At 59.1% G+C, this 23,459-nt stretch carries 19 protein-coding genes; 7 read left to right on the top strand and 12 right to left on the bottom strand.

Annotated elements, in window-relative coordinates; genetic code table 11:
* Positions 1-35: 35 nt before the first annotated feature.
* Positions 36-404, bottom strand: a complete 369-nt coding sequence (locus tag BFC21_RS04645) for a cytochrome c5 family protein (RefSeq protein ID WP_070413445.1) — start codon at positions 402-404, stop codon at positions 36-38.
* Between the two features lie 684 nt (positions 405-1,088).
* Between BFC21_RS04645 and BFC21_RS04635 the strand changes: the two genes are divergently transcribed.
* Both BFC21_RS04635 and BFC21_RS04630 read left to right on the top strand, forming a co-directional pair.
* Positions 1,089-1,430: a hypothetical protein gene (locus BFC21_RS04635; RefSeq protein WP_070413443.1), complete on the top strand. Its 342-nt coding sequence runs from the start codon at positions 1,089-1,091 to the stop codon at positions 1,428-1,430.
* A gap of 11 nt (positions 1,431-1,441) precedes the next feature.
* Entirely contained in the window at positions 1,442-2,611 is a 1,170-nt protein-coding gene (locus BFC21_RS04630) for an MFS transporter (RefSeq protein WP_070413442.1), read from the top strand.
* Between the two features lie 1,168 nt (positions 2,612-3,779).
* Here BFC21_RS04630 and BFC21_RS04615 read toward each other — a convergent pair.
* From BFC21_RS04615 to BFC21_RS04595, 4 genes are all read right to left on the bottom strand, one after another.
* Positions 3,780-4,400 (bottom strand): NADPH-dependent F420 reductase, encoded by a 621-nt coding sequence (locus tag BFC21_RS04615; RefSeq protein WP_070413440.1) that lies wholly within the window; start codon positions 4,398-4,400, stop codon positions 3,780-3,782.
* A gap of 177 nt (positions 4,401-4,577) precedes the next feature.
* Positions 4,578-5,543 (bottom strand): SDR family oxidoreductase, encoded by a 966-nt coding sequence (locus BFC21_RS04610; protein WP_070413439.1) that lies wholly within the window; start codon positions 5,541-5,543, stop codon positions 4,578-4,580.
* A gap of 49 nt (positions 5,544-5,592) precedes the next feature.
* Entirely contained in the window at positions 5,593-6,228 is a 636-nt protein-coding gene (locus BFC21_RS04605) for an NADPH-dependent F420 reductase (RefSeq protein ID WP_070413438.1), read from the bottom strand.
* Positions 6,229-6,663: 435 nt separating this feature from the next.
* The gene (locus BFC21_RS04595) at positions 6,664-7,296 is read right to left on the bottom strand and encodes a class I SAM-dependent methyltransferase (RefSeq protein WP_070413437.1); all 633 of its coding nucleotides are present in this window, start codon (positions 7,294-7,296) and stop codon (positions 6,664-6,666) included.
* Between the two features lie 125 nt (positions 7,297-7,421).
* Here BFC21_RS04595 and BFC21_RS04590 point away from each other — a divergent pair, with 125 nt between their 5' ends.
* From BFC21_RS04590 to BFC21_RS04575, 4 genes are all read left to right on the top strand, one after another.
* The gene (locus BFC21_RS04590; protein ID WP_070413436.1) at positions 7,422-7,874 is read left to right on the top strand and encodes a helix-turn-helix domain-containing protein; all 453 of its coding nucleotides are present in this window, start codon (positions 7,422-7,424) and stop codon (positions 7,872-7,874) included.
* A gap of 346 nt (positions 7,875-8,220) precedes the next feature.
* The gene (locus BFC21_RS04585; protein WP_371914933.1) at positions 8,221-9,192 is read left to right on the top strand and encodes a helix-turn-helix domain-containing protein; all 972 of its coding nucleotides are present in this window, start codon (positions 8,221-8,223) and stop codon (positions 9,190-9,192) included.
* Positions 9,193-9,281: 89 nt separating this feature from the next.
* Complete coding sequence (locus tag BFC21_RS04580; protein ID WP_120265758.1) at positions 9,282-10,175, top strand: arginase family protein; 894 nt, start codon at positions 9,282-9,284, stop codon at positions 10,173-10,175.
* Positions 10,172-11,143 (top strand): zinc-binding alcohol dehydrogenase family protein, encoded by a 972-nt coding sequence (locus BFC21_RS04575; RefSeq protein ID WP_120265757.1) that lies wholly within the window; start codon positions 10,172-10,174, stop codon positions 11,141-11,143. The genes BFC21_RS04580 and BFC21_RS04575 overlap by 4 nt, the downstream gene beginning before the upstream one ends.
* A 99-nt stretch (positions 11,144-11,242) precedes the next feature.
* Here the strand turns inward: BFC21_RS04575 and BFC21_RS04570 are convergent, their stop codons facing one another.
* A complete protein-coding gene (locus tag BFC21_RS04570; protein WP_086797052.1) occupies positions 11,243-12,013 on the bottom strand; it encodes a class II aldolase/adducin family protein in 771 nt (256 codons plus the stop codon).
* A 16-nt stretch (positions 12,014-12,029) separates the two neighbouring features.
* A complete protein-coding gene (locus BFC21_RS04565) occupies positions 12,030-12,869 on the bottom strand; it encodes a TauD/TfdA family dioxygenase (RefSeq protein WP_088377344.1) in 840 nt (279 codons plus the stop codon).
* A 239-nt stretch (positions 12,870-13,108) separates the two neighbouring features.
* Here BFC21_RS04565 and BFC21_RS04560 point away from each other — a divergent pair, with 239 nt between their 5' ends.
* Positions 13,109-13,762 carry a TetR/AcrR family transcriptional regulator gene (locus BFC21_RS04560; protein WP_232462734.1) on the top strand — a complete coding sequence of 218 codons (654 nt, stop codon included), beginning with the start codon at positions 13,109-13,111 and terminating at the stop codon, positions 13,760-13,762.
* Positions 13,763-13,811: 49 nt separating this feature from the next.
* Here the strand turns inward: BFC21_RS04560 and BFC21_RS04555 are convergent, their stop codons facing one another.
* The 5 genes from BFC21_RS04555 to BFC21_RS04535 all read right to left on the bottom strand — a co-directional run bounded on the left by BFC21_RS04555 (position 13,812) and on the right by BFC21_RS04535 (position 23,347).
* Positions 13,812-14,762 carry a LysR family transcriptional regulator gene (locus BFC21_RS04555; protein ID WP_120265756.1) on the bottom strand — a complete coding sequence of 317 codons (951 nt, stop codon included), beginning with the start codon at positions 14,760-14,762 and terminating at the stop codon, positions 13,812-13,814.
* A gap of 150 nt (positions 14,763-14,912) precedes the next feature.
* A complete protein-coding gene (locus tag BFC21_RS04550) occupies positions 14,913-16,316 on the bottom strand; it encodes an efflux transporter outer membrane subunit (protein ID WP_095004866.1) in 1,404 nt (467 codons plus the stop codon).
* The gene (locus tag BFC21_RS04545; RefSeq protein ID WP_120265755.1) at positions 16,306-19,461 is read right to left on the bottom strand and encodes an efflux RND transporter permease subunit; all 3,156 of its coding nucleotides are present in this window, start codon (positions 19,459-19,461) and stop codon (positions 16,306-16,308) included. The genes BFC21_RS04550 and BFC21_RS04545 overlap by 11 nt, the downstream gene beginning before the upstream one ends.
* A 10-nt stretch (positions 19,462-19,471) precedes the next feature.
* Complete coding sequence (locus BFC21_RS04540; protein WP_095004864.1) at positions 19,472-20,596, bottom strand: efflux RND transporter periplasmic adaptor subunit; 1,125 nt, start codon at positions 20,594-20,596, stop codon at positions 19,472-19,474.
* Positions 20,597-20,962: 366 nt separating this feature from the next.
* Positions 20,963-23,347: a membrane-bound PQQ-dependent dehydrogenase, glucose/quinate/shikimate family gene (locus tag BFC21_RS04535; protein ID WP_120265754.1), complete on the bottom strand. Its 2,385-nt coding sequence runs from the start codon at positions 23,345-23,347 to the stop codon at positions 20,963-20,965.
* Between the last annotated feature and the right edge of the window lie 112 nt (positions 23,348-23,459).

Raw genomic sequence — 23,459 nt, 5'->3', positions numbered from 1 at the left:
TCGCCGTGAAAGCCCCATCGCCTACCCCGTTATTCTTATTGGATGTGTTGACCCGACATAAAGCTGATCAGCCCCAGGAATTGGTCTTCGGAGCACTGCACGCACAGGCCCATCGGCGGCATGCCGTTGTAGCCATTGATGGTGTGGTCCAGCAGAGTGTCCGGGCCCTGGGCGATGCGCGGGCTCCAGGCCGGGCCGTCACCGGTCAGCGGTGCCCTGGAGGCCGGATTGGCGTGGCATAGCTTGCAACTGGTGTCGTAGACCTGGGCCAGGGCTGAGTCGCCGGGCATGGCGTTGGCCGCCGTGGCGCGTTCGGATGAATGTTTCGGTTTGTCGCCACAGGCTGTCAGCAGGCAGGTCACGGCCATCAGCAGACTTATGCGACGGGGGTTGATTGCCCGCATAGCCACCCTCTCTATCTTATTGTGTGAAAGCGTGATCAACACTAATACAACCACGGCACGGCGTTGAGGTCATTCGGGGACAGAAAGGGGACCAGAGCGGACAGCCCTGCGTAATCTGCACGGCCGATACTCTCAACGTCGAATACGCCGTGACTCATGGATAAAGGGCTGACCCTCTCACTAGCATCGGGGGTTCAGTTCAAGCGTCTTGTAAAAATCAGCCCGAAAATTGTGCCGAACCGTACAAAGGCAGCGCTTTGCATGCTGGCTGTTGTGGCCTGTAACGCCGCTCTTTGTGTACCAGCGAAACCTGGCCCACAGGCTTGTCAAAATGGAACACGTGGGCCATGAGCGAGTACTTGATTTTCCTCTATTTCATCCAGATGACGCACAATCCGCACACCAAGTCGACACCTACTGAACGATATCAATGCACCATTTCACAAGCTGGAGGGTCCTTTGCGCTTGGCAGCTCAAGCATTTTGCCGAGGTATAAATACGGCCGGACACTCGTTAAAACTCTCTTCGTCGAGAGCGCTAACACGCGCAAGTAGCCAACCGCTCACCGCCTATCTAGCGGCGAGCTCACCACGGGAGTACCGTACCTAAGGTTATACGTAACAGTTCTTATCCCGCTGGTTATACCCTCATCTATGCTCACAACATCGACCGGGAACTGACGACGTGCTGCAAGACGCAGTGGTCGACTTAGGACGTTCGCTCATTCGAGAAGTTGAGGAAGAAACGGGCCTGACAGCTGAAGACTTCACGCTGGTAGACGAATGGATCCGAGTTGAAAGTGACATGCATTTCGCCTTTTTCAAGGATGCGCAGTTGAAGTGGTCGCGCCTGGAAGTCTCCGATCCAATCGAAAAATTTCTGGCGGAGCAGATAGATCCAGAACCGTCCGACGTCGTGTTGGAAAAAAAGCATCAGGTCTGGCTGGACTCACCCTACCGATGTTCCCGCGAGAGTATTTTGAAAAGAGTCTGCCTAATCGTTGAACGCTTGGCGTCGTTATTCTAGGTCGGTCACAAATGGAAAAACCGAATATCGAATATGGCAACCAGCTACGCTGGTTTGCCCTCACCAGGATAAACATTCTCTCAGCACTTTCGCAGATCGTGCAGATTGGTACAGTCACCCCGCTGCTATCGCTTTCGCTTGAGCAGCAAGGGGTGGAGCCAGCAAAAATCGGGGTGGTTGTCAGTGCCTCGTGGTTGGCTATTTTGCTGCTCTACAAATGGGTTCCACGCTTACTGGCCCGTATGGGGCTCGTCAGAACTAACATCCTCAGTGCAGCGCTGACTATTGCTGCGCTGATCGGTATGCCCCTGACAACCCATCTGGCATTGATTTTTTCACTGAACTTCTTGCTCGGCATCGGCTTGATCCTGCGCTGGATCGCGTGCGATACGTGGATCGTTGCAGTCGCCTCGAAAGACGAGCGCGGCCGGGCGATCGGCGTCCATGAGGCCTTGATGGGCCTGGGTATTGCTATTGGCCCGCTCCTGCTGATTGTATTTGGCGTGGGAAGCGCCGCGCCCTACTACGCCTGTGCCTTTATCGTGTTGATGTCCGGCGCGCTGGCCTTAACCCTCAAGACCTACGATACGCAACCGAAAACACCGGCAGAAAATCACCATGGAAAATTGTTTAGCGTCATTCCAACAGCTCTTTGCGGCGCATTTATTGCTGGCTTTTCTGAAACCTCAGCCGTGTCGTTCCTTGCAGGCTACAGCCTCTCGGCTGGCTACCTGTTGACCGCCGCGACACTCCTAATATCAGTATTCGGAATTGGTGGCACCGTCCTTCAACTGCCAATTGGCTGGATGGCTGACCGCAGCTCTTACAAGATCGGCCAGTTAGTCTGCAGCTTGATACTGTTGCTGGGTTCGTTGGCCATTCCGCTCAGCCAGCCGCATCCTTGGTTGGCGACGATGATCGTGTTCCTCTGGGGAGGCGCTATTGGCGGCATGAACACCTTGGCTGTAATCGAGGTAGGAGACCGAGCTGGCGAACATCAAGTGTCCACCGCCATGACGGCGATTGCGATGTTCTACACCTTGGGCAGCGTATTGGGTCCCATTGTTACCGGGGCCACAATGTCTTATGTCAGCGAGCAAGGATTGATGATCTCAGTGGGAGCAGTTGGTGCGCTGTTCATTGCAATTGTGCTGTTGCGTAGCATTTCGCCAGCAAAGTGATTCGCACCAACTGGTTGGCTGAAACTGTGCCCTGCTGTTATCCAGCACTCAGTAAGTCACGTTCTCGCCTGCTATAGCGGGAAAGAGTCTCAGACCGCAGTTAATGACTAGCATTAATGGCCAGACAATCATCGCAAATTTTTTTATCGCCCTAGGCTTGCGGCTTACAGCACATCGGCTCCCGGCCAACCAAACTGCTGGGCAATTCACATCCTATGGGTCATCAATCCAGAGCCGCGCCTACCCTTGTACCCGTGTCAAAGAATTTTCGACCGGCCGTTATCGCAAGCCATACTATGCAGCTATGGAAACATGATGCTGAAACCGTCGCTGCCTTCGCTGTCGAACCATTGCCGCATCTCATCGGCGACGGTCTGCTCAACGCCGACCAAGGGCAACCCTGCGCATCCCCCGAGACGGAGGACCAGTTGCCGGACGGTCAGCTACTCGGGGGCGGCCAGCACAGCGATCCGTTCCTGAGAGCTCTGGCTGGCATTAGTAGGCGGAATCATTGGGAGAAAACATCTAGATCGAATGTGCTGGCATCCGCCCCCCAGAGCGACGGACAGCGAGGCAATAGCGCTCTGCTCCTGCGCCAGGATGTCGGTAACCTGTAGGCAAACGTCGCTAGAGCCCCTACAACGGGGGCCGGTGCCAAGAGTATTCACAGACATGGTGATGCTCTCGTTGATCAAAGCCTGGAGCCCGAATACATTTCGGAGGCCCGCGCCAGTCCTTGCGCATCGATATACGCCCGGATGTTGGTCAGTTTTCCATTTCGCACAGTAATGGCGAAGAGCCAATCGTCCTCCCATGTCCTAGTTCGCAACCTCAATCCTCCCACTAGCGAGACCAATGACCAGCACCCGGTCTCCCTACGCCGCAACCTCGCCGGTTTCCATGAGAAAAGTTTCCATCGTGTCGAATTGCGTCCGAAACAGATCCACCAATCCTGAGTGCCAGCGGCGCGTGCCGGCCAGCGGTCAGTCCTCGCCCGGAATGATTCAATCGATATCTTCGGCAGCCCACGTTAGCAGACCTTGCATATCGGCGCGGCCGGTGGCTGCAAACGCATCCTTCACGATCTGAACATACTCTTGCGCGTTCATCGAAATCTCGCCATCTCTTTTCAGATCGCGACGCAATGGACCTGACGGGTGTCGGCGACTCAGCCGATCTCGACGTTCAAGGCGATATCCCAAGTACCGGCACCATTTTTTGCAAGGCCGATCATCATCAGGCCGAGCGCCTCGAGCGTCTGCGCCATGTGCAGGCCGCCGACATCCAGCGGGCGCAGCCCAAGACTCTCGATGAAAGTCGAGACGCGTGCCTTGACTTCTGGATCGTCGGCGGCGATGAACGTGTCGAGGCGCCCTCCTTTGGCAAGGACATGGCCGAAAAGCGTGTTGAACGCCTTTACGACATGCGCGCTGGCGGGGGCGATCTTGGCGATCTCCTGCGCACCAGAACTGCCGGCGGGAGAGACAAGGCCCGAGAGGTCCGGGGAGGCCGTATTGGTGATGTCGATGATCACCTTGCCGTCGAGCGCGTCCCCGTAGTCGGCCACCACCGACGCCGCACCAGTGTAAGGCACGGCGAGAATGACGATTTCGCCGGCTGGAGGGGCCTCGTACTTCCCTGTGGTCGCTCCTGCTGCGAGCTGGTCGGCCAATGCTTGCGCCTTGGCCGGGTCGCGGCTGACCACCTCAACGGTGTATCCCGCTTTGGCGGTACGACCGGCGATCGCCGCGGCCATGCCTCCTGAACCGATGATGCTGATAGTGCTCATGTGTAATCTCCAAATGAGTTGGGGTATTGCCCGCTGTCTCTGAATGGGCTTCCCCCGATTAGTATCCCGTGCGTGCCGGGCAGCATCCGCCGCCCTTCTGCCATGCTCGGGGCGAACGGATCGCGACGTCGCTGTTCGCCGGACGATTTGCGACTCGGCGAATAGCCTGATGATCACTCAGGCGGCAGGGAAGTAGTGGCCATTGTCCATATCGGCAAACAGGCCGGGCTGCACTGGTGCCCAGCCGAGAGTCTGGCGCGTGATATCGTTCGACGCCGGGGTATCCAGCGTTACCAAGTTCGCGAGGAAGCCGAAGAAACCTGGCCCCATCATTACGTCAACGGGAATGGGCACGGCGGGAAGGTTCAGACGGCTGCCAATGGCCTCCGCGATCTCGCGGTACGGGATAGACCCTTCGGCAACCGCGTGCCAGCATCTGCCAGCGGGACCCTTCTCCAGCGCCAGGCGGAACAGGGTAGCGAGGTCGCGGGCATGCACTGCCGCCCACCGGTTGGAGCCGTCGCCGGGAAAGCCAACGACGCCCTTTTCCTTTGCTTGCCCGATCAGGACCTGAAGGAAACCGGCCTTGTCGGTTGAGCTGTGCATGATTTCAGAAATGCGCACGACCGAAGACCGCACGCCCCGCTCTGCGAGACCGATGACGGTAAGCTCCACGATGTTACGAACCCGCAGGGAGCCCTTATATTGATCGCCAGCCGGAGAAAGAGCCGGATCCTCCTCGGTCGCCGGTCGGCTCTGCAGCGGCCCAGGAACCGGCCACCCCACGTTAGTTGGCGAACCGATGCTTCCCGACACGACCAGCGGTTTTCCCGTTCCAGCCAGTGCATCACCGTAGGCGAGCATGATCTGGACTTCCGCTGCGGCAACAGCGTCGAGCCCGCCGACCGGAAGCAAGTCTTGTCTGTGCGCTACATGGATCACGCCGTCGGCGGCTGCAGCCGCCTCCTTGAGCCCGTCGAGATCATCGAGATCACCGCGACGCACCTTTGCGCCAAGCGCAGTGAGCGCCTGCGCCGCACTGTCCGACCGGGCCAACGCAGTGACCTCGTGGCCGGCGGCGATGAGGTCGGAGATGATGTATGGACCGGAATGACCGGTCCCGCCAGTGACGAATACGTGCATGTTGGTGTTCCTTGTAAGTGATGTGATGCGAAAAGTTATGCGAGTGCACTCAGCCGAGAAAGCTGACGCCGATTGAGAACCTGGTGTGCTTGACGGAGTGGGTCATGAGACCCAGCGACAGCAGGCAGACGTGCTCCAGCGTCCGCGCCATGGGCAGTAGCCCAACGTCAAACGGCCGCAGCCCGAGACCTTCGACGAACGCCGAGACACGTCCCTTCGCCTGCGCGTCGTCTCCAGCGATGAACACGCCCAGCGAGTGGCCTTCGACAGGACCGGCAGCCAGGACGTGGGAGAAATGGGTGTTGAACGCCTTGATGACTTCGGCGCCGGCTGGCGCAGCTTTGGCGATTTCCTGCGCGCCGAAACTGTCCTCAGGGGTCACAAAGCTTTTGAAGTCAGGGGCGACGGGGTTGGTAATGTCGACAAGAAGCTTGCCTGCCAATTCTTCGCCGTACTGCGTCACCACCTCGAGAACCGCTGAATAGGGAACCGCCAGGATCACAATATCCCCGGCCGGGGCGGTGCCGAACGTTCCTGTCGTCGCGCCAGCTCCGATCTGCTCGGCCAGCGCCCGCGCCTTGGTGGCGTCACGACTCATCACCTCGACGGTGTGTCCGGCTTTGGCGGCAAGGCCGCCGATCGCTGCGGCCATGCCACCTGAGCCGATGATGCTGATAGTGCTCATGTGCAGTTTCCTTACAGATATGGGTTGACCATTCAAGGACTGCCGGCGTGATCCGGTGACTGCGTTCAACCTGCGAACCATGCTGATCGCCTCACTTGCAAAAAGCAAGTGAATTGCAGAAATTTACTTTCGTTATGCAAGCAATGTTAAGAATCACCTATGAAATCAATATCTAAAGAAGACATTCGGTTCCATCGGCGCAGTGAACTATGGCGTGGAGATCTTCGGCGACCGGTGGTCGCTCTTGATCATGAGGGTGGTGGCTCGACTACATCGAAGCCCCTGGCAGGTCGACAAAGAGGTGAAGGCGCTGGTCCGCAATCGCGGATGTATCTTTCCCGAGATCAGAAACCTCGCGACCAGAATGGCCTTGTCCAAGCCACCTGGTCGACTGCTACTACCGACCCCTTCCCATGAAGACGGCGTCGTGACCTGTCAGGGCTTCACGAACCGATAGACGAAGCGATCTGTCTCGCCCTTGATGGCGGGATCGAACGCCTTGATCGAGTGTGGATCGTCCTTGTTCGCGAGCAAAGTGCTTTGCGCGTCCAGTACAAAACCGGCCGCTTCCACCTCCTTGTGAACGGATGCGGGCTCAATCCGATGCAGTGACTGGGCATTGCTCGCGCCCGTCCCGATGGCGGCGGCGTGGTCGATGATGACGTAGGCCCCACCAGGCTTCAGCCGCTCAAAGACGGCTCGATTGAAGTCGGCGGCCGTGGCGCCCCTCGCCTTCATCAGATCAGTGTGGAGATCGTGGTAGAACAGGTGCAGCCACAGGACATCCGCCGGTTGCGTGACCTCCGGCATCGCGGTCAGGTCGGCGGAGACGGCTTCGACATTCTCCCGGCCCGCCTCCTTCGCGAGCGCCTGCATGCTGCCGAGCGGATCGTTCTTGAAGTGGGCGACTTCGGCTGGCACAAAGCTGTAGACCCGCCCTTTTGGCCCCACGGTGTCGGAGAACAGACGGGTCCATTCGCCGTCGCCTGGGTAAACGTCGATGACGGTGGAGCCTGCATCCACGCGTGCGAACCGGAGCAACTCGGATAACTTGGTTGTGTCGTACACGGGGATCTCCTTTACGGCTGAGTATTCGCGTTCAATGTCCTAACCATGCTGGTCGCTTCACTTGCAAAGCGCAAGCGAATAACAGGAGTTTACTTGCACCATGCAAGTGATGTTAAGATCCCCCCATGAAAACCACATCTAAAGAAGACATTCGGTCCCATTGCGCAGTGAACTATGGCGTGGAGATCTTCGGCGACCGATGGTCGCTCTTGATCATTCGCGACATCGTTTTTGCGGGTAAGAAGACCTATGGCCAGTTCCTGAAGTCGGAAGAAGGTATCGCGTCCAATGTCCTTGCGTCCCGCCTCGCCTTCCTTGAAGGACAAGGAGTTCTCTCGAAGGCCCCCAACCCCGACGACAGGCGCAAGGATTTCTATACGCTGACAGAGAAAGGCCTGGACCTCATCCCCATCGTGCTCAACATCGTTCTTTGGAGCGCGAAGCACGATTCGAAGTCGTACGCACGGGACCTTGAGGAGTTCGTGACCCGTTTAACTCAAGACCCCACGCAGGTGAGCGAAGAGTTGAAGGCTCTGGTCCGCAGGGGCGGATGCATGTTTCCTGAGAGCAAGGGATGAGCTAGAGGCAACCGCGCCCTCTCACATTGCATGGATTATGGGCACACACCCGGCTACAAGTTGCAGCCGATGTCCGAAACGGTTCTGGAAGGCACCATTGAAGTTTCACCAACCCCGGTGGCTGTTGAGGGTCGATTTCAGTCGGTTGCCACTGGCCAATCTGTTGCATCGACCGGTCGAATCCACAGTCGTTAGCCACCCTGCTCCGCCTCAGAAATCGCCAATCGCGATCGCCCGCGCACTACGCGCAACTGGGGGCAAAACTGGGGGCATATTTGGAATTTTTCTGCCTGAAAGTATTGCTCTAGAGCCCAGTCAAAATGTTTTTTGGGGATCCGGAGAGCCTTTGACTGATCAGGTAGCGACTGAAATGGCCATTGTGTACCCCACAAGCGCTCTCAAGACGAAAGAGCGTTTTGACTATTGGCAGGATGTCGTCTGCTCTACATTCGTACCCACGACCAACCGCCAGCTGGCAGACGAGCCATTCGATGGGCGCTTAGACGTCACCATGAAGGGCGGCGTGTCCTACAGCCGAATAAAATCGCACCCCATACAGTACGAACGTGACCCGCGAGATGATGGTAGCGATCAGTACTTTATTGCCCTGTCGCTTTGCCCCAATGCCTATGTCAGTCAATGCAACCGGGTATCGCAACAACGCCCCGGGGACATTGTTCTGTTTGACAGCGCACGACCGTACACCTGTACGTTTCCCGCGGGCGATGATCAGATCGTCCTCGCCGTACCGCGTACGCTGCTGGAACTTCACATACCGGGTCACGCGCACTTTTTGAACCGCACGCTGGAGAGCACGTCCACCCTCGGCAGCCTCGCAACAACCCTGTTGACCGAAGCATGGAAGGCTCAACCTGTGCCTGACACCCTGGGAGAGCAGCTTAACGGCGCATGCCTCGATGTGCTGTCGAGCGCCTTCGAAGCCGCTTATGGTTCAGCGACGATCGAGCAGACATCACACCGTGACAGGCAAGTCGAGAAGGTGAAGCAGTTTCTTCTGCGCAACCTCGATCAAACAGACTTGACGGTGCAAAGCATCAGCGCAGCCGTCCATGTATCGCCAAGGACGCTGAACCGTCTGTTTGCAGCCGAGGGGACCACGGTTATTCGCTGGTTGTGGCAGCAGCGTTTGTCGGCAAGCCATGCCGTCTTGATCAAAGGCCAGGTCAAACAGGTGAGCCAGGTTGCCTTGAGCTTCGGCTTCACCAACCTTTCCCATTTCAGCCGGGCCTTCAAACAGGCTTATGGCCTCTCTCCCCAGCAAATGCTGCGCCAGTACAGAGTGCATCTGGCATTCTGAGCAAAGCACTTGGCACGCCGAGCAATGCGCCCCCGCCCCCAAAAGTTCACCATCGCCACACTTTAACCGCCTCCTTCCTGGTGATTTCAATGGTTAACAACTGCGATAAAACACTGCGCCTTGTGTTCCCTCAGTGGCAAGGCGGCAACAATGCCCCTTACTTTTTCGGCGCACAACTTCTGTCCTGGCTGGCACCTGAGGCCAACGGCCCGGTCGAACACGTCAATGTGGCCAGGCCTGACGGTCAGTCGCTGCACATTGAAAACGGTATCGTCGGGCGCGGTGCGCTGCTTGATCAACTGGACCATGCCCAGCACCTGATCGAAAAACACCAGCCCGATCGCCTGGTGGTCTTGGGAGGCGACTGCCTGGTGGACCTCGCCCCGTTCGCCTACCTCAATGAGCGCTACGAGGGGGATCTGGTCGTGCTATGGGTCGATGCGCATCCCGATGTACTCACTCCCAAGGAGTTTGAACACGCCCATGCCGGCGTGCTGGGCAATCTGCTGGGGCTGGGTGACGGGGATTTTGCCAGTGCGGTCAAACGCCCGATCAAACCGGCCAACGTCATGTATGCCGGGCTGCAGGAAACCCTGGACGTGGAGACCGACCTGATCCGGCGACTGGGCCTGCGCAGTGCCAGCCCGGGTGACCTGGCAGACTCCAGTGCGCCAGTGCTTGAATGGCTCAAGGAGACGGGGGCCAGGCATCTGGCGATTCATCTGGATCTGGATGTGCTTGATCCGGCGTTTTTCCGCTCATTGCTGTTCTCAAGGCCGGACGCTCCAGCGGATGCATTCGCTGGCATAGCCCAGGGCAAAATGACCATCGATCAAGTCGTTCGCCTGCTGGGTGACGTCGCCGGGGCTGTGGATGTGGTCGGGCTCGGTGTGGCGGAGCATCTGCCCTGGGATGCACTGGCACTGAAGAACATGCTGGCGAAACTGCCACTGCTGGGTAGCCCGGCAAAGGCATTGCCATGAAAGCGCTTGTAGTCAGCCAATTCGGGCCAAAGCCTAAAATGGCCATTGAAGAGCGCTCCATCCCGCAGATGAAGCCCGGCCATACGCTGGTGAAAGTACATGCAGCCACCGTCAACCCGCTTTCCGGCCAGGTGAGTGCAGGTATCGTCAGCACGGCCAGGGCACCTGTCGTGCTGAGCAATGATGGTTCGGGGATCGTTGAACAGAGTGAGCAGTTCAACCGTGGAACCCGGGTCGCCATTTTCGGCGGTGGCCAACTGGGCATCACCGAGGATGGATTGCAGCAGCAATGGGTACTGGTGGAGAACAAACGGATTATCCAGCTGCCGGACGACTTCACCCTGGATGAAGGTGCTGCGCTGCCAATCAACTACGTCACCGCCCATCAGGCGATGACGCGAGTGGGCCGCGTACAGCCAGGTCAGGTCGTGTTGATTTCCGGTGCCTCTGGCGCGCTCGGCCATGCCCTGATCCAGACCGCTGTGGCCATGGGCGCGCGGGCCATCGGGATCGTTTCCAATGCGGTGAAAGCCGGGCAAGCGCTCCGCTCCGGCGCATCGACGGTGATTGATCTGTCAGCCCGGACGCTGAAGGACGCGGTACTGGAAGCAACCGATGGTGAGGGCGCGCAACTGGCATTCGATGTGGTCGGCGGCACGCTGATGGGCCAACTGCTCAGTGCCGTGGGCACACGGGGTGCAGTCGTTTCGATAGGCTTCGCAGGCGGCATGACGGCCAGCATCGACGTCGCTGACGTGGTTATCCACGAAAAACGCATCCTGGGCTATGACGCCTGGCTGGAGACAGATGCTGATGTCGCCCACGCACTGACGGCTATCCAGAAGAATATTGGCAATGGCGCTCTTCGGCCCTCGATAGACAGCCTTTTCCACATGGATCAATACGCCGAAGCCTACTTGCGACTGGGATCCCGGCAAGCGATGGGCACTATTTTGATGCGCGTCTGAAAGGTTCCGCCCGGGCCGCCATTGTACGGCTCCTGGGCCAACGGCTGTGGGCGACGGCATTTGCGCCTGTTGTGCCGGCGCCCAAGGTTAACCAAACGCTTACTCAAGCACCCCCGGATCGCGGCGGATTTCTTCCCGGGCCATAGCCTCCCACAAGAACGGGAACCCGTTGGCGTCAGTGCGCTTGCCGGTGGCAAGCACCACTTGATCGGGCAACGGCGAACCGCCTCCGAGTGCCTCTACATGCCAGGCCAGACGGCTGCGCCACTCCAGGGTGATCGCACGCAAATGCGCCTGGCGTATACCGTTACCCACCACCAGCACACCGTGGTTGGCAAGCAACGCCCACTTGTTGGGGCCCAGTGCGTTCACCACGGCACGCCCCAATTCGCCGTCTTCAACCGTGCCGCGGTACTCGTCATAGAGCACCGGGTCGGTGTCAACCAGGGCCGATGTCTGGTCGTAGACCGGCGGAATGCGCCCCGCCGCCGACCACACCGATCCCCATTGCGGGTGATTATGGATCACCACCTGAACATCATGCCGTGCGGCATGTAAGTCCATATGCAAGTTGATGGCCGGGGTGATGTTCCATTCTCCTTCAATCACCTTGCCCGCATGATCGAGGCGCACGATATCCGAAGCACTCACCTCTGCCCACGTCAGCTCCCACGGGTTGGCCAGGTATGTGCCGTCGTCCTGGCGCACCGTGATATGGCCGGCGATATGGTCGTTATAGCCTTCGCGACACAACACCCGGCACAGCAGGGCAAGCGTCTGGCGGGGGCTCAGTTCGGGCAGCAGCGCATGCCGGCCCGGCTTGGGAGTGAAGCGCGCCAACAGCGCCTGGTTCAGTTTGTCGTGCAACATGGATAGTCCCCTTCAATCACGCGTGGATGCTCTGGCGAGCGAATACAGAGGCACGCTGCATGCGCCGCTGGTGGGGTTGATAATCAAGGATGGCGTTGTGAAGTACGCTGCGGTTATCCCAGATCACCATGTCACCGACAGACCAGCGATGGCGAAAGGCAAAATGCGCCTGCTGGCAATGGCCGTGTAAATAAGCAAGCACCGCGTCGCTTTCAGGGATGGCCAGGCCGTCGATGTAGGTGGTGTACGTCGGGCTCACATACAGCGCCTTGCGACCTGTTACCGGGTGTTTGATCACCAGCGGATGCAAGTGCCGACGATTCATGTTGACCACCTCCAGGTAGCGTTCGTGACTGACCACGTTCTGGCGCAACGCTGCGGTCATCGGCCCGTTCATGTCGTGCCAGGCACTCAGGCCCTCAAGGTAGTGCTGCATGCGCTCTGACAGTGCGTCATACGCCGTGGTCATGCTGATCCAGCAGGTGTCGCCCCCCACCGGCGGCAAGATGTGCGCGTGGGTCATGGTGACGATGGGCGGGCTCGGTAAAAAACTTTCGTCGTGGTGCCACATATCGGCACGGTCACCCTGCCTGGAATCAATCACGGTGATCTGCTCAAGGCCTTCGCCCAGATTGGGATAGAACGTGTGGACTTCCGGCTCGCCAAAATGCCTGGCAATCGCCAGGTGTTGCTCAGGCCTCAAGCCCGGGACGTGCAGTACCAGGGCTTCATGTTGAACAAGTGCCGCTTCAAGCCCTGCCAGGGTATCCGGCAAGAATACGCAAGCGGGATCCAGATCAAGTACCTCGGCGCCAATACTTGGCCCCAGGGGGCGGACGGTGAAAGCTGATGACATGGGCAATCTCCCGGCAGGTGTGGAGTATCCGATCCTGTAGCGCGCATCGCTGCGCGTTTGGACGTTGTCTGATCGACGAAAATGATCATACTGACGTCGCCAAGGTTCAGATATTCGCATTCCGCAAGGCACAACTTTCCTTGGTAAGTTATTGATTTTGTTTGTTTATATTCAAGATTCAGGGCCATGTGAAATGGCCCGCTCGGCTTTTTGCAAACAACCAAGGCGATGAAACCGCGATGGCCCCAAACATTTCCCAGGCTCAGCTTCCCGCGCTACGCAAGCGCCCGAGCCAGTCACGCTCGCGCGCGCTGGTGGACGCCGTGGAACAGGCGTGCTTGCAAATACTCGATGCAAAAGGCGAAGCATCGCTGACCGTCGCCCTTATCTCGGAGCTGTCTGGGGTCGCCGTCGGTTCCATCTACCAGTACTTCCCCAGCAAGGATGCAATTGTGGCCTTGTTGTACGAGCGTGTTCTCGATGAAGAAACCCAGACGCTCTTGCGCATGCGTGAGCAATTGACCGGCAAGCCTTTGCAATTGGCGTTGCGGGATATACTGGCCAACATCATTCGGGTGGAAACGCGACTGTTCAAATTGAACAAGGCCTTTCACTTGCGTTACCACTCGGCCCTTCACCTGGGCAAGTGGCGCGGCCCCTACCAGACGACAGGCGAGTTCATCGAAGCCACCTGGTTGCCGCTGGTGCGACTGTACGAGCATGAGATCAACACCGAGCACCCGGCCCTGGCGGCTTATTTGCTCGGGCAAGGCTTGCGCAGCGTGATCCGCTCGGTGCTGGATGATATGCCGGCACAAATGGAATCCGCAGCATTCCTTGATAGCCTGGTTGGCATGGCGATGGGCTGCTTGCAGCCAGCCACGTTTGACTGACAGCCAGCCACGGGCGCTGGATCGAGGCTGGTTTTGTACTCAACTTCCGTCAACGGGCTTTATCCGCAGCCTGGTCGCCCTGATCAGGCCGGAAAATGCCTGCATCACGCTGGGCCAATGCCAACAGCTCATCCACGACCATCCTGATTTTGGGTTGTATATAGCGCGTGCGTGGCCAAATCACATGGATGGGCATTTCGGCGCCTGCAAAAGTGTCCAGCACCGGCACCAGTAGACCTTCCCGGATATGCGTCTGCACCAGCCAGGTAGGCAGTTGCGCCAGCCCGCCCCCGGCCAGCGTCATGTCCAGCAGCATTTCCCCGTCCCCCATCTCGTGCTTGACCCGTACTTCGTGCTCATGGGTCTGCCCCTTCTCGTCAATCAGCATCCAGGTTTTACGGGTGCCGTTGCGCCAGCCAACAATGCAATCGTGGTGCAAAAGGTCTTCAGGGGTTTGAGGCGTGCCGTGTTCTTGCAAATACCCGGGCGTCGCGCAAATCAACAGGCATTGACTGCCCAGCTTGCGGGCGACGATTTCTGCGTCATCCTTCAAGTTGCCGATCCGGACCACAAGGTCGATACCATCGTTGACGATATCCACCAGCCGCTCACTGAAACTCACGGACAGATCGAGCTGTTGATAGCGCACAGCCATATCGATCAGGGTCGGCAAAATATGTCGTCGGCCAAAGGCGGCCGGCAGGTCTATGCGCAGCCGACCGATAGGCTCCTGCTGCCCGGTGGTCAAGAACCCCTGGGTCTCGGCCAGCTCATCCAGCACACGCAGGCAACTGGCCAGGTAGGCTTCACCTTCGGAGGTGAGGATCAGGCGTCGCGTGGTGCGGTGCAGGAGCTTGACGCCCAGGCGAGCTTCAAGCCGGGTGACGCTTTTGCCCACCGCCGAACTGGTGACCCCGAGTTCGAGTGCCGCCGCGGTGAAACTCAAGGACTGAGCCGAGGCAACGAACTCACGAATACCGTCAAACGGGTTTGCAGTCATTATGGCTTCCAGGGCTGAAGTGTAAGGATTTCTGATTGCATATCCGCAAAATCATACAGCAATGGGCAAGGGTCAATGGCGCATAAGCAATAACCCCGCGCACACAAAAATGCGCCTCACCTGGAGGCGCATTGATCGCGGTTAAAACCCTCAGGCGCGTTTTTCAGTCCACCCTCCCCCCAACGCCTTGTACAGCTGTATGTGCGCGCACCATTTGGCCAACTGATCGCTCAGCAGCTTCTGGCGCGCAGACAGCAACTGGCGCTGCGCATCGAGCAAGGTCAGGTAATTGTCGACCCCTTCGTCATACCGCTGCAGCGCCATCCGGGTGTATTCATCGCTGGCCCGCACCAGGTCTTGCTGGCTCTTGAGCTGCGCATCCCAGGTGCCCATCGCTGCCAGACCGTCCGCCACTTCACGGAACGCAGACTGGATGACCTGCTCGTAATTGACCACGCCGATCTCTTGCTGGATCTTGGCGTAATCCAGGCTGGCCCCAAGCCTGCCCCCCGTGAAAATGGGCAGATGGATCTGTGGAATGAAACTCCAGCTTTGCGATCCGCTGTCAAACAAACCGTTGAGCTGGCTACTGGCCGTGCCAGCCCCGGCCGTCAGCGTGATGCTGGGGAAGAACGCTGCACGCGCCGCACCGATGTTGGCGTCGGCGGCCAGCAGTTGATGCTCAGCGGCACGGATATCGGGCCTTTGCCGGAGCAGGTCGGCGGGTAGCCCGGCAGGAATTGGCGTTAGCGTCCGAGCATCAAGATCAGCCACCGGCAAACGTGCAGGAATATTCGTGCCCAGCAACAAACGCAATCCATTGGCATCCTGGGCTACCTGACGGGTGTAAGCCTGCACCTGGCCTTGAGCACTGAACACCAGGGTGCGCGCCTGGCGCACGTCCAGATCCGACGCCGTACCCGCTGCGTTGCTGGACTGGATCAGCTGCAGATTGTGTTGATAGTTCGCCAGCGTCGAGCGTGTGACCGCCAGCAACTGCTGGTCGGTCTGCCAGGTCAGGTAGGCCACTGCCACCTCTGCCACCAGCCCGATACGGACACTGCGCTGTGTCTCTTCGCTGGCCAGATAGGTCTGCAAGGCACTGCGATCAAGGCTGCGAATGCGACCCCAGACGTCCAGCTCATAGCGGGTCAGTCCAATTTGCAGGCTGTTGTCGGCACCCGTGACCTGATCACCGGTGGACGACAGGTCCGCCGGGGTGCGTGCGCGTGCTGCCGCGCCATCAATGGCAATGTCGGGGAGCAGCGCCGAGCCCTGGATACGGTACTGCGCACGATAGGCCGCGACGTTCAGCAGCGCCTTGCGCAAATCGCGGTTGTTCTCCAGCGCCAGGCCCAGCAACTGCTGCAATGCGGGGCTGTTGAAGAGCGCCTGCCCATCGATCAGCGCCGCCCGTTGGGGGGCTGGCGCAGCATACGCGCCACCTTGTGGATAGGCTTGCGGGATCGGCGCTTCCGGGCGCCGGTAGTCCGGGGTCAGGCTACAACCGGCCAGTGTCATGGCCAGCACTGAAAGCAGAGGCTTAAAGGTCATGGGAGGCTCCTGCGCGGGTGGCCTGTACCGGTTCGCAACGCTGCCCGGGCTTGAACAGCCTGGTTACGGCCACATAAAACAGCGGCACAAAAAAGATCGCCAGGAAAGTCGCGGCCAGCGTGCCACCTACCACCGCGGTGCCGATGGAGTGCTGGCTGCCGCTGCCTGGCCCATAAGCCCGCGCCAGTGGCAGGGTACCCATGACAAAGGCGATGGAGGTCATGATGATCGGCCGCAGACGCTGCCGCGCTGCCTCCGTGGTGGCTTCTACCAGGCCACGACCATGGTTCTCGTACAGGTCCTTGGCGAACTCGACGATCAGGATGGCGTTTTTGGCTGCCAGCCCCATAGTGGTCAGCATGCCGACCTGGAAGAACACATCATTGGACAAGCCCCGACCAAGGGCCGCGGCGACTGCACCGAGCACACCCAGCGGCACCACCAACATGACGGCTACCGGCACAGACCAGCTTTCATACATGGCTGCAAGGCAGAGGAACACGATGATCAGCGACATCACATACAACAGGGTCGCCTGGGAACCTGCGGCCCGTTCTTCATAAGACAACCCCGTCCAGGCCACCCCGAAGCCATTGGGCAATTGCGCCGAAATACGCTCGATGGCCGCCATTGCATCGCCCGTGCTGTAGCCCTCGGCCGGCTGGCCCAGCAGTTCTACAGACGCAATCCCGCTGTAACGCTCCAGCTTGGGAGAGCCGTACATCCACGAACCGGTGGCAAAGGCCGAAAAAGGCACCATCTGGCCAGCAGCATTGCGCACGTACCATTTGTCGAAGTCTTCCGGCGCAATTCGCGAGTCCATTTCGCCTTGCACATAGACTTTTTTCACGCGGCCCTTGTCGATGAAGTCATTGACGTAGGTCGAGCCCCAGGCCACCGACATGGTGTCGTCGATCGCCTCGATGGAGACTTGCAGCGCGCGGGCCTTTTCGTCATCGATGGTGACCTGGTATTGAGCTTCATCATCCAGGCCGTTGGCCCGAACAATGGCCAGCGCAGGCTCCTTGGCGGCGAGTGTCATCAACTGATCCCGGGCCTGCATCAATGCGCTATGGCCCAGTGCGCCGTTGTCCTGAAGGAACAGGTCAAAGCCGGTGGCATTACCCATCTCCATGATGGCCGGTGGCACGATTGAGACGACGTTGGCATCCTGGATCGTGGCGGCAAACGCGCTGATGCGCCGGGAGATGGCAAAGGCCGAGTCGTCCGCGGATTTACGCTCATCAAAGGCCTTGAGCCGCACCCAGATCACTGCCGAGTTCTGCCCGCGGCCTGCAAAGTTGAAACCGCTGATGGAGAACGCCGAGACAACCCCGCCCTGCTCATCGTCACGCAGGTAGTCGCGCACCTGATTGAGCACCGCCTCGGTGCGTTCGGCACTGCTGTTGGGCGGTGTCTGGATCTGCACAATCAACAGCCCCTGATCTTCATCGGGCAGAAACGCCGTCGGCAAGTCACGAAACATCATGGCCACGCCGGCCAGCAGCAGGCAATACAGCACAAAGGTACGCTTGGGGTTGCGCAAAATGCCCGAGACAACGCCTTCATAGGCAACCGTACTGCGCTCGAAGGTCCTGTTGAACCAAACAAAGAAGCCTTTGTGCTTTTTGCCGCCATGCCCGGCGTGGGCCTTGAGCAGTGTGGCGCAGAGCGCCGGGGTGAAAGTCAGGGCGACCAGTACGGACAGCCCCATCGCGGTAATGATCGTGACCGAAAACTGACGATAGATGATGCCGGCCGAGCCGCCGAAAAAGGCCATAGGCATAAATACCGCACTGATCACCAGGCCAATCCCCACCAGGGCGCCCGAAATCTGCCCCATCGACTTGCCAGTGGCTTCACGCGGCGACAGGTTTTCCTCGGCCATCAAGCGTTCCACGTTTTCAACCACCACGATGGCATCGTCAACCAGCAAACCGATTGCCAGCACCATCGCGAACATGGTCATCACGTTGATCGTAAAGCCAAAGGCGTAGAGCACTCCGAAGGTGCCCAGCAACACCACCGGCACCGCCAGGGTCGGAATCAGGGTGGCGCGAAAGTTCTGCAAGAACACAAACATCACCAGGAACACCAGCACGATGGCTTCGAACAGGGTGTGCACGACCGAATCAATGGACGCCTTTACCGACGGGCTCGTATCGTAGGGATAGACCACCTCCACACCCGGCGGCAAGAACGGCTTGAGACTGTCCACGGTGGTTTTCACCCGCTCGACCGCCTCCAGCATGTTGGCCCCCGTCGCCAGGCGCAGGGCAATGCCGGCAGCGGGCTTGCCGTTGTAATTGACGTCGTAGGAATAGGTCTCGTTGCCCAGCACCACCTCGCCGATATCTTTCAGGCGTATTTGCGAACCGTCGGGCTGAACCTTGACCAGAATCTCCTTGAACTCGTCCGCCGAGTTCAGGCGCGTTTTGCCAATGACCGTCGCGCTGAGTTGCACCCCTTTGCGCGTGGGCAAACCGCCGACCGAGCCGGAAGACACCTGCACGTTTTGCGCAGCAATGGCGTCGACCACATCCTTGGGCATCAAGTGGTAGCTATTGAGCTTCGCCGGATCCAGCCAGATGCGCATGGCATTCTGAAAACCGAAGACGAAGAAATCCCCCACGCCCTGGGTGCGGGACAACGGGTCCTGGAAGTTGGACACGATAAGGTTGCCCAGGTCGCCATAGTTCAACTTGCCGTCCGTAGACACCAGCCCCACCAGCAGCATGAAGTTGGCCTGATACTTGACCACCCGAATACCCTGGCGCTGTACTTCCTGGGGAAGATTGGGCGTGGCCAGTTGCAGCTTGTTTTGCACCTGAACCTGGGCGATATCAGGATTTATCCCCTGATCGAAGGTCACGATGATTTCGACGCTGCCATCACTGTTGGCCGCCGAGCTGATATAGCGCAAACCATCCAGGCCATTGAGTTGCTGTTCGATAACCTGCAGCACCGTGTCCTGAACCGTCTGGGCGGATGCCCCCGGGTAGGTCACGGTAATCATGACCGCCGGGGCCGCGATATTCGGATATTGATTGACCGGCAAACTGCGTATGGCCAACGCGCCGGCCAGCATGATTGCCAGGGCCAGTACCCAGGCAAAGACAGGCCTGTCGATGAAAAAGCGTGACATAGGCAACCTCTCAATTAGCAGTAAAGGCTGCTTTCAGTTCAATGTTGGTCGCAGGCTGGGCGTCTACCAGAGAGTCAGCCTGCACGTGCTGCAACCCCTGGGTAATCACGCGCTCACCCGCCAGCACGCCGGACTCCACCAGCCAGGCATTACCGACAGTGCGCACGGTTTGCACATCACGTTGCTCGACATGGTTGCCGGCGGTAATCACCCAGGCAGTGGCCACGCCACGGCTGTCACGGATAATCGCCTGCTGCGGCACCAGCACGGCCTTCTCGCGTACGCCCTCCTTTACCCGGGCGTGTACGAACATACCGGGCAACAAGGCGCGGTCGGGGTTGGGAAATACCGCGCGCAATGTCACCGAGCCCGTGCCCTGGTCGACGCTGACTTCCGAGAACTTCAGATGGCCCGTCAGCGGATAGGCACTGCCATCGTCCAGGGTCAGGGTGACTTCTGCCTGATCTGTGCCCGCGTTTTTCAGGTCGCCAGCCTTCAGGGCACGCTTGAGTTGCAGAATCCGGGTAATGGGCTGTGTCACGTCGACGTAAATCGGGTCCAGCTGATTGACCGTCGCCATGGCCGCATTCTGGCTGTCGGTGACCAGTGCGCCTTCGGTCATGGCCGAGCGCCCGATGCGCCCTGAAATAGGCGCCAGCACCCGGGTGTATTGCACATTGATATCCGCCAGCTGCTTGTCGGCTGCCGCCTGTTTCCAGGCCGCCACGGCATCGTCATATTGCTGCTGGCTCACGGCGCGGGCCTTGAGCAGGCGCTCGTAGCGTTCAGCCAGGTTGCGCGCGCTGCGCAGATTGGCTGCTGCACGGGACTGCTGTGCCACATAGGTGCGTGCATCGATCTGATACAAAGGCTGGCCCTGCTTGACCTCGCTGCCTTCGGTGAACAGCCGGCGCTCAAGAATTCCGGCCACCTGCGGGCGCACCTCGGCAACCCGATAGGCTGACGTACGCCCCGGCAAGTCGGTTGCCAGTGTCAGGGGCGTTTCTTCGAGGGTGTAATAACCCACTTTTACCCCGGGAGCGTGCTCCGTTATGGGTTCTGCGGGCTTGCACGCGGCCAGTACCAGTGCCGACAAGGGCAATAGTCCAACCATAAGGCGTGACGGCTTCAACATATAAACTCCAGACACGCGCCAGTGCTCCAGGCAACGAACACCGGGCGTTTTTATCAAGACAAGGCTAAGGGCAACTTGCTAACCCACAAACAAACACGGGCTCGCTTCGAGTGACGGCGCCCCTGATTTAATTAAGAAAGGGTGGGTGTATCGCGAAGGGATCAAGTTGGCTGAAGCGCAGTATATTCAAGATCAAAAGATTGATTAACCTGAGGGTTTTCCAATCATTTCATCTTTTGATTCCATAATCGGGCAGCATGGGCATGCCCATATGAACGGCCTAGGTCTGGCTGGCAATCGGTAAATGGCCTTTATGGGATCAAGCAAAGCAGGCTGGCGTTGCACCAGCCTGCTGTAGAAAAGGGTCTACTTGCCCTTGGGCAAGGCATACGCAATCAGATAGTCGCCCCGGTCAGCCGAGCTTCTGGCGCCCCCGGCACTGACAACCACAAATTGCCGACGGGATGAGGGGGATATAAAGGTCATGGGGGTCGCCTGAGCCCCGACAGGCAGCCGTCCCTTCCAGATTTCTTCGCCGGTATCCTGGTTGAAAGCCCGCAGAAAGTAATCCTGTGTCCCGGCAAAAAACACCAGGCCGGAGCGCGTGGCCAGTGAGCCGCCCAGCGTCGGCATGCCAATTGGCAACGGCGCATTGACCTTCACCCCGCCAATGGCGGTATCGGCCAGGGTACCGGCAGGGACTTGCCACATGACTTCGCGGGTCTTGAGATCAATCCCGGTGATCGTTCCGTAGGGCGGCGCCTGGCACGGCACGTCGATGGCGGAGATAAAGGATGAGTTCCTGACCGCAAACGGCGTACCCCGCTGCGGGGCAAACTCCGAATGTGGCTTGCCATCGTTCTTGATCAGCAGATGCTCACTGGGGATCAGTTGAATGTTCAGGGGGATGCGAATGTCATTGACGATCATGACTCCCGTGTCCTCATTGATCGAAACACCGCCCCAGTTCATGCCACCGAAATTGCCCGGATGCTGCAAGCTCGCTGTCACCCCCGGCGGTGTGTAGAGCCCGTCATAGCGCAGTGACTTGAACTGGATGCGGCACAGCATCTGATCGTAAATCGTCGCACCCCACATATCCGCTTCGGTCAACCGCTGCTGCCCGATGTAAGGCATGCCCACGGAGAACGGCTGGGTCGGCGCCGTCTTGTCCCCGGCCAGTTCCTGTTGGGGGACGGGCCGTTCTTCAACAGCGGCTATCGGCTCACCGGTCTCGCGGTTGAGCATAAAGATATTGCCGGTCTTGGTGACCTGGATCAGCGCCGGCAGTGTTCCGCCTTTGCCATCCGGTACGTCATACAGCGCCGGTTGGGCCGGGATGTCGTAGTCCCAGATATCATGATGGACGGTTTGATAAGCCCAACGCTCGCGGCCGGTTTTGTAGTCCAGCGCAACCACCGACGATGCATAGTGATTGCTCGCATCCGAACGGTGGCCACCCCAGTAATCGGGCGTCGAGTTGCCCAGCGGAATGTAGACCAGGCCCCGTTCTGCATCGTAGGCCGCCGTCGACCACATGTTCGGCGTACCGCGGGTGTAGGTCTGCCCTTCAGGGGGATGGCGGGTAATGTCCGGGTTACCCAGGTCCCACGCCCAGACCAGATCGCCAGACGTGGCATCGAAGGCGCGGATGACACCGGAAGGCTCGTTGGTCTCGAGGTTGTCATACACCCAGCCGCCGACGATCAGCAGGTTGCCGGCCACCGTGACGGGAGAAGTGCCCATGTAGTACGTGGGCTTGACCTCGCCCATGCCCTGCTGAAGATTGACTTGCCCGTTATCGCCAAAACTGCGGCATGCCTGGCCGGTGCTGGCATCCAGCGCAATCAGCCGGGAATCGAGTGTCGACAGGAACACCCGCTGCGGGCAGTCCTGTACCGTTGTTGCAGAGGCTTTGACCGTGTCTGCGGCCTGGGTTGCGTCGTAATAACTGACCCCGCGGCAACGGTTCCAGACGTTGTGATTTTCAACCTTGGCGTCAAAACGCCAGATCTCCTCGCCCGAGTTGGCATTCACGGCAAAGACTTTATTCAACGGCGTACAGATAAACAGCGTGTCACCCACCTGAATGGGCGTGTTCTGGTTTTCAGAGCCGACCAGCGCCATTTCCCCCGTTCGAAATGTCCAGGCCACTTCGAGGTTCGACACATTGTCGGGGGTGATTTGTTCCAGCGGGGCAAAACGGGTACCGGTTGGCGTGCGGCCAATATGCTGCCAGTTACCGTCGCTGGCAGTGTCGCGGGTCGTTACGGCGACAGGCGCTCGGGCTACCCCCTTGATGACACCGTGAGGAAAGAACATGGCGGCAAAACCGGCAAGCAGGACGGCACTGCAAACCCCTGCCAGGCCCTGCCATATCCGTCGCCGCCCAAAACCTGTCACAGGCGCCAGCAGGCAGACCGGTACGAGGATGGCAAGGATGCCGGCCAGGCGCGGCACCAGAGGCCAGAATTGCAGGCCCACCTCCTGGAACGCCCAGACCCCTGTGGCGGCCGTGAGCAGCAGATAAGCCCACACCCCCAGCCTGCTGCGCCGATAAAAACCGATGGCCGATACCAGCAGCATAAGGCCGCTGAACAGATAAAAACCGGAGCCCCCCAGCGTCATCAGATAGATGCCCCCTGCCAGCAATGGCGCGGCCAGCAGCACCAAGAGCATGGCGAACCAGAAAGGCAGGCGTGAGGTGTTGAGCGACGCTACTTCGTCGCTGATGTCTTGCTGAAATTGCATGTGCGCACCTGTTGTTGTTTTTCGCGCTTTAAATTCGATCGCGGGCAAGCCCTGAATGATGTGAATACTCATTACCTGTGGCAGCGGGCTTGCCCGCGATCGGGCCGATGCG

This window comes from Pseudomonas sp. TMW 2.1634, from assembly GCF_001703595.1.
Classification (GTDB): Bacteria; Pseudomonadota; Gammaproteobacteria; order Pseudomonadales; family Pseudomonadaceae; genus Aquipseudomonas; species Aquipseudomonas fragi.
The sequence above is the reverse complement of the archived record's forward strand: the minus strand, read 5'-3'. Positions and strand labels throughout refer to the sequence as shown.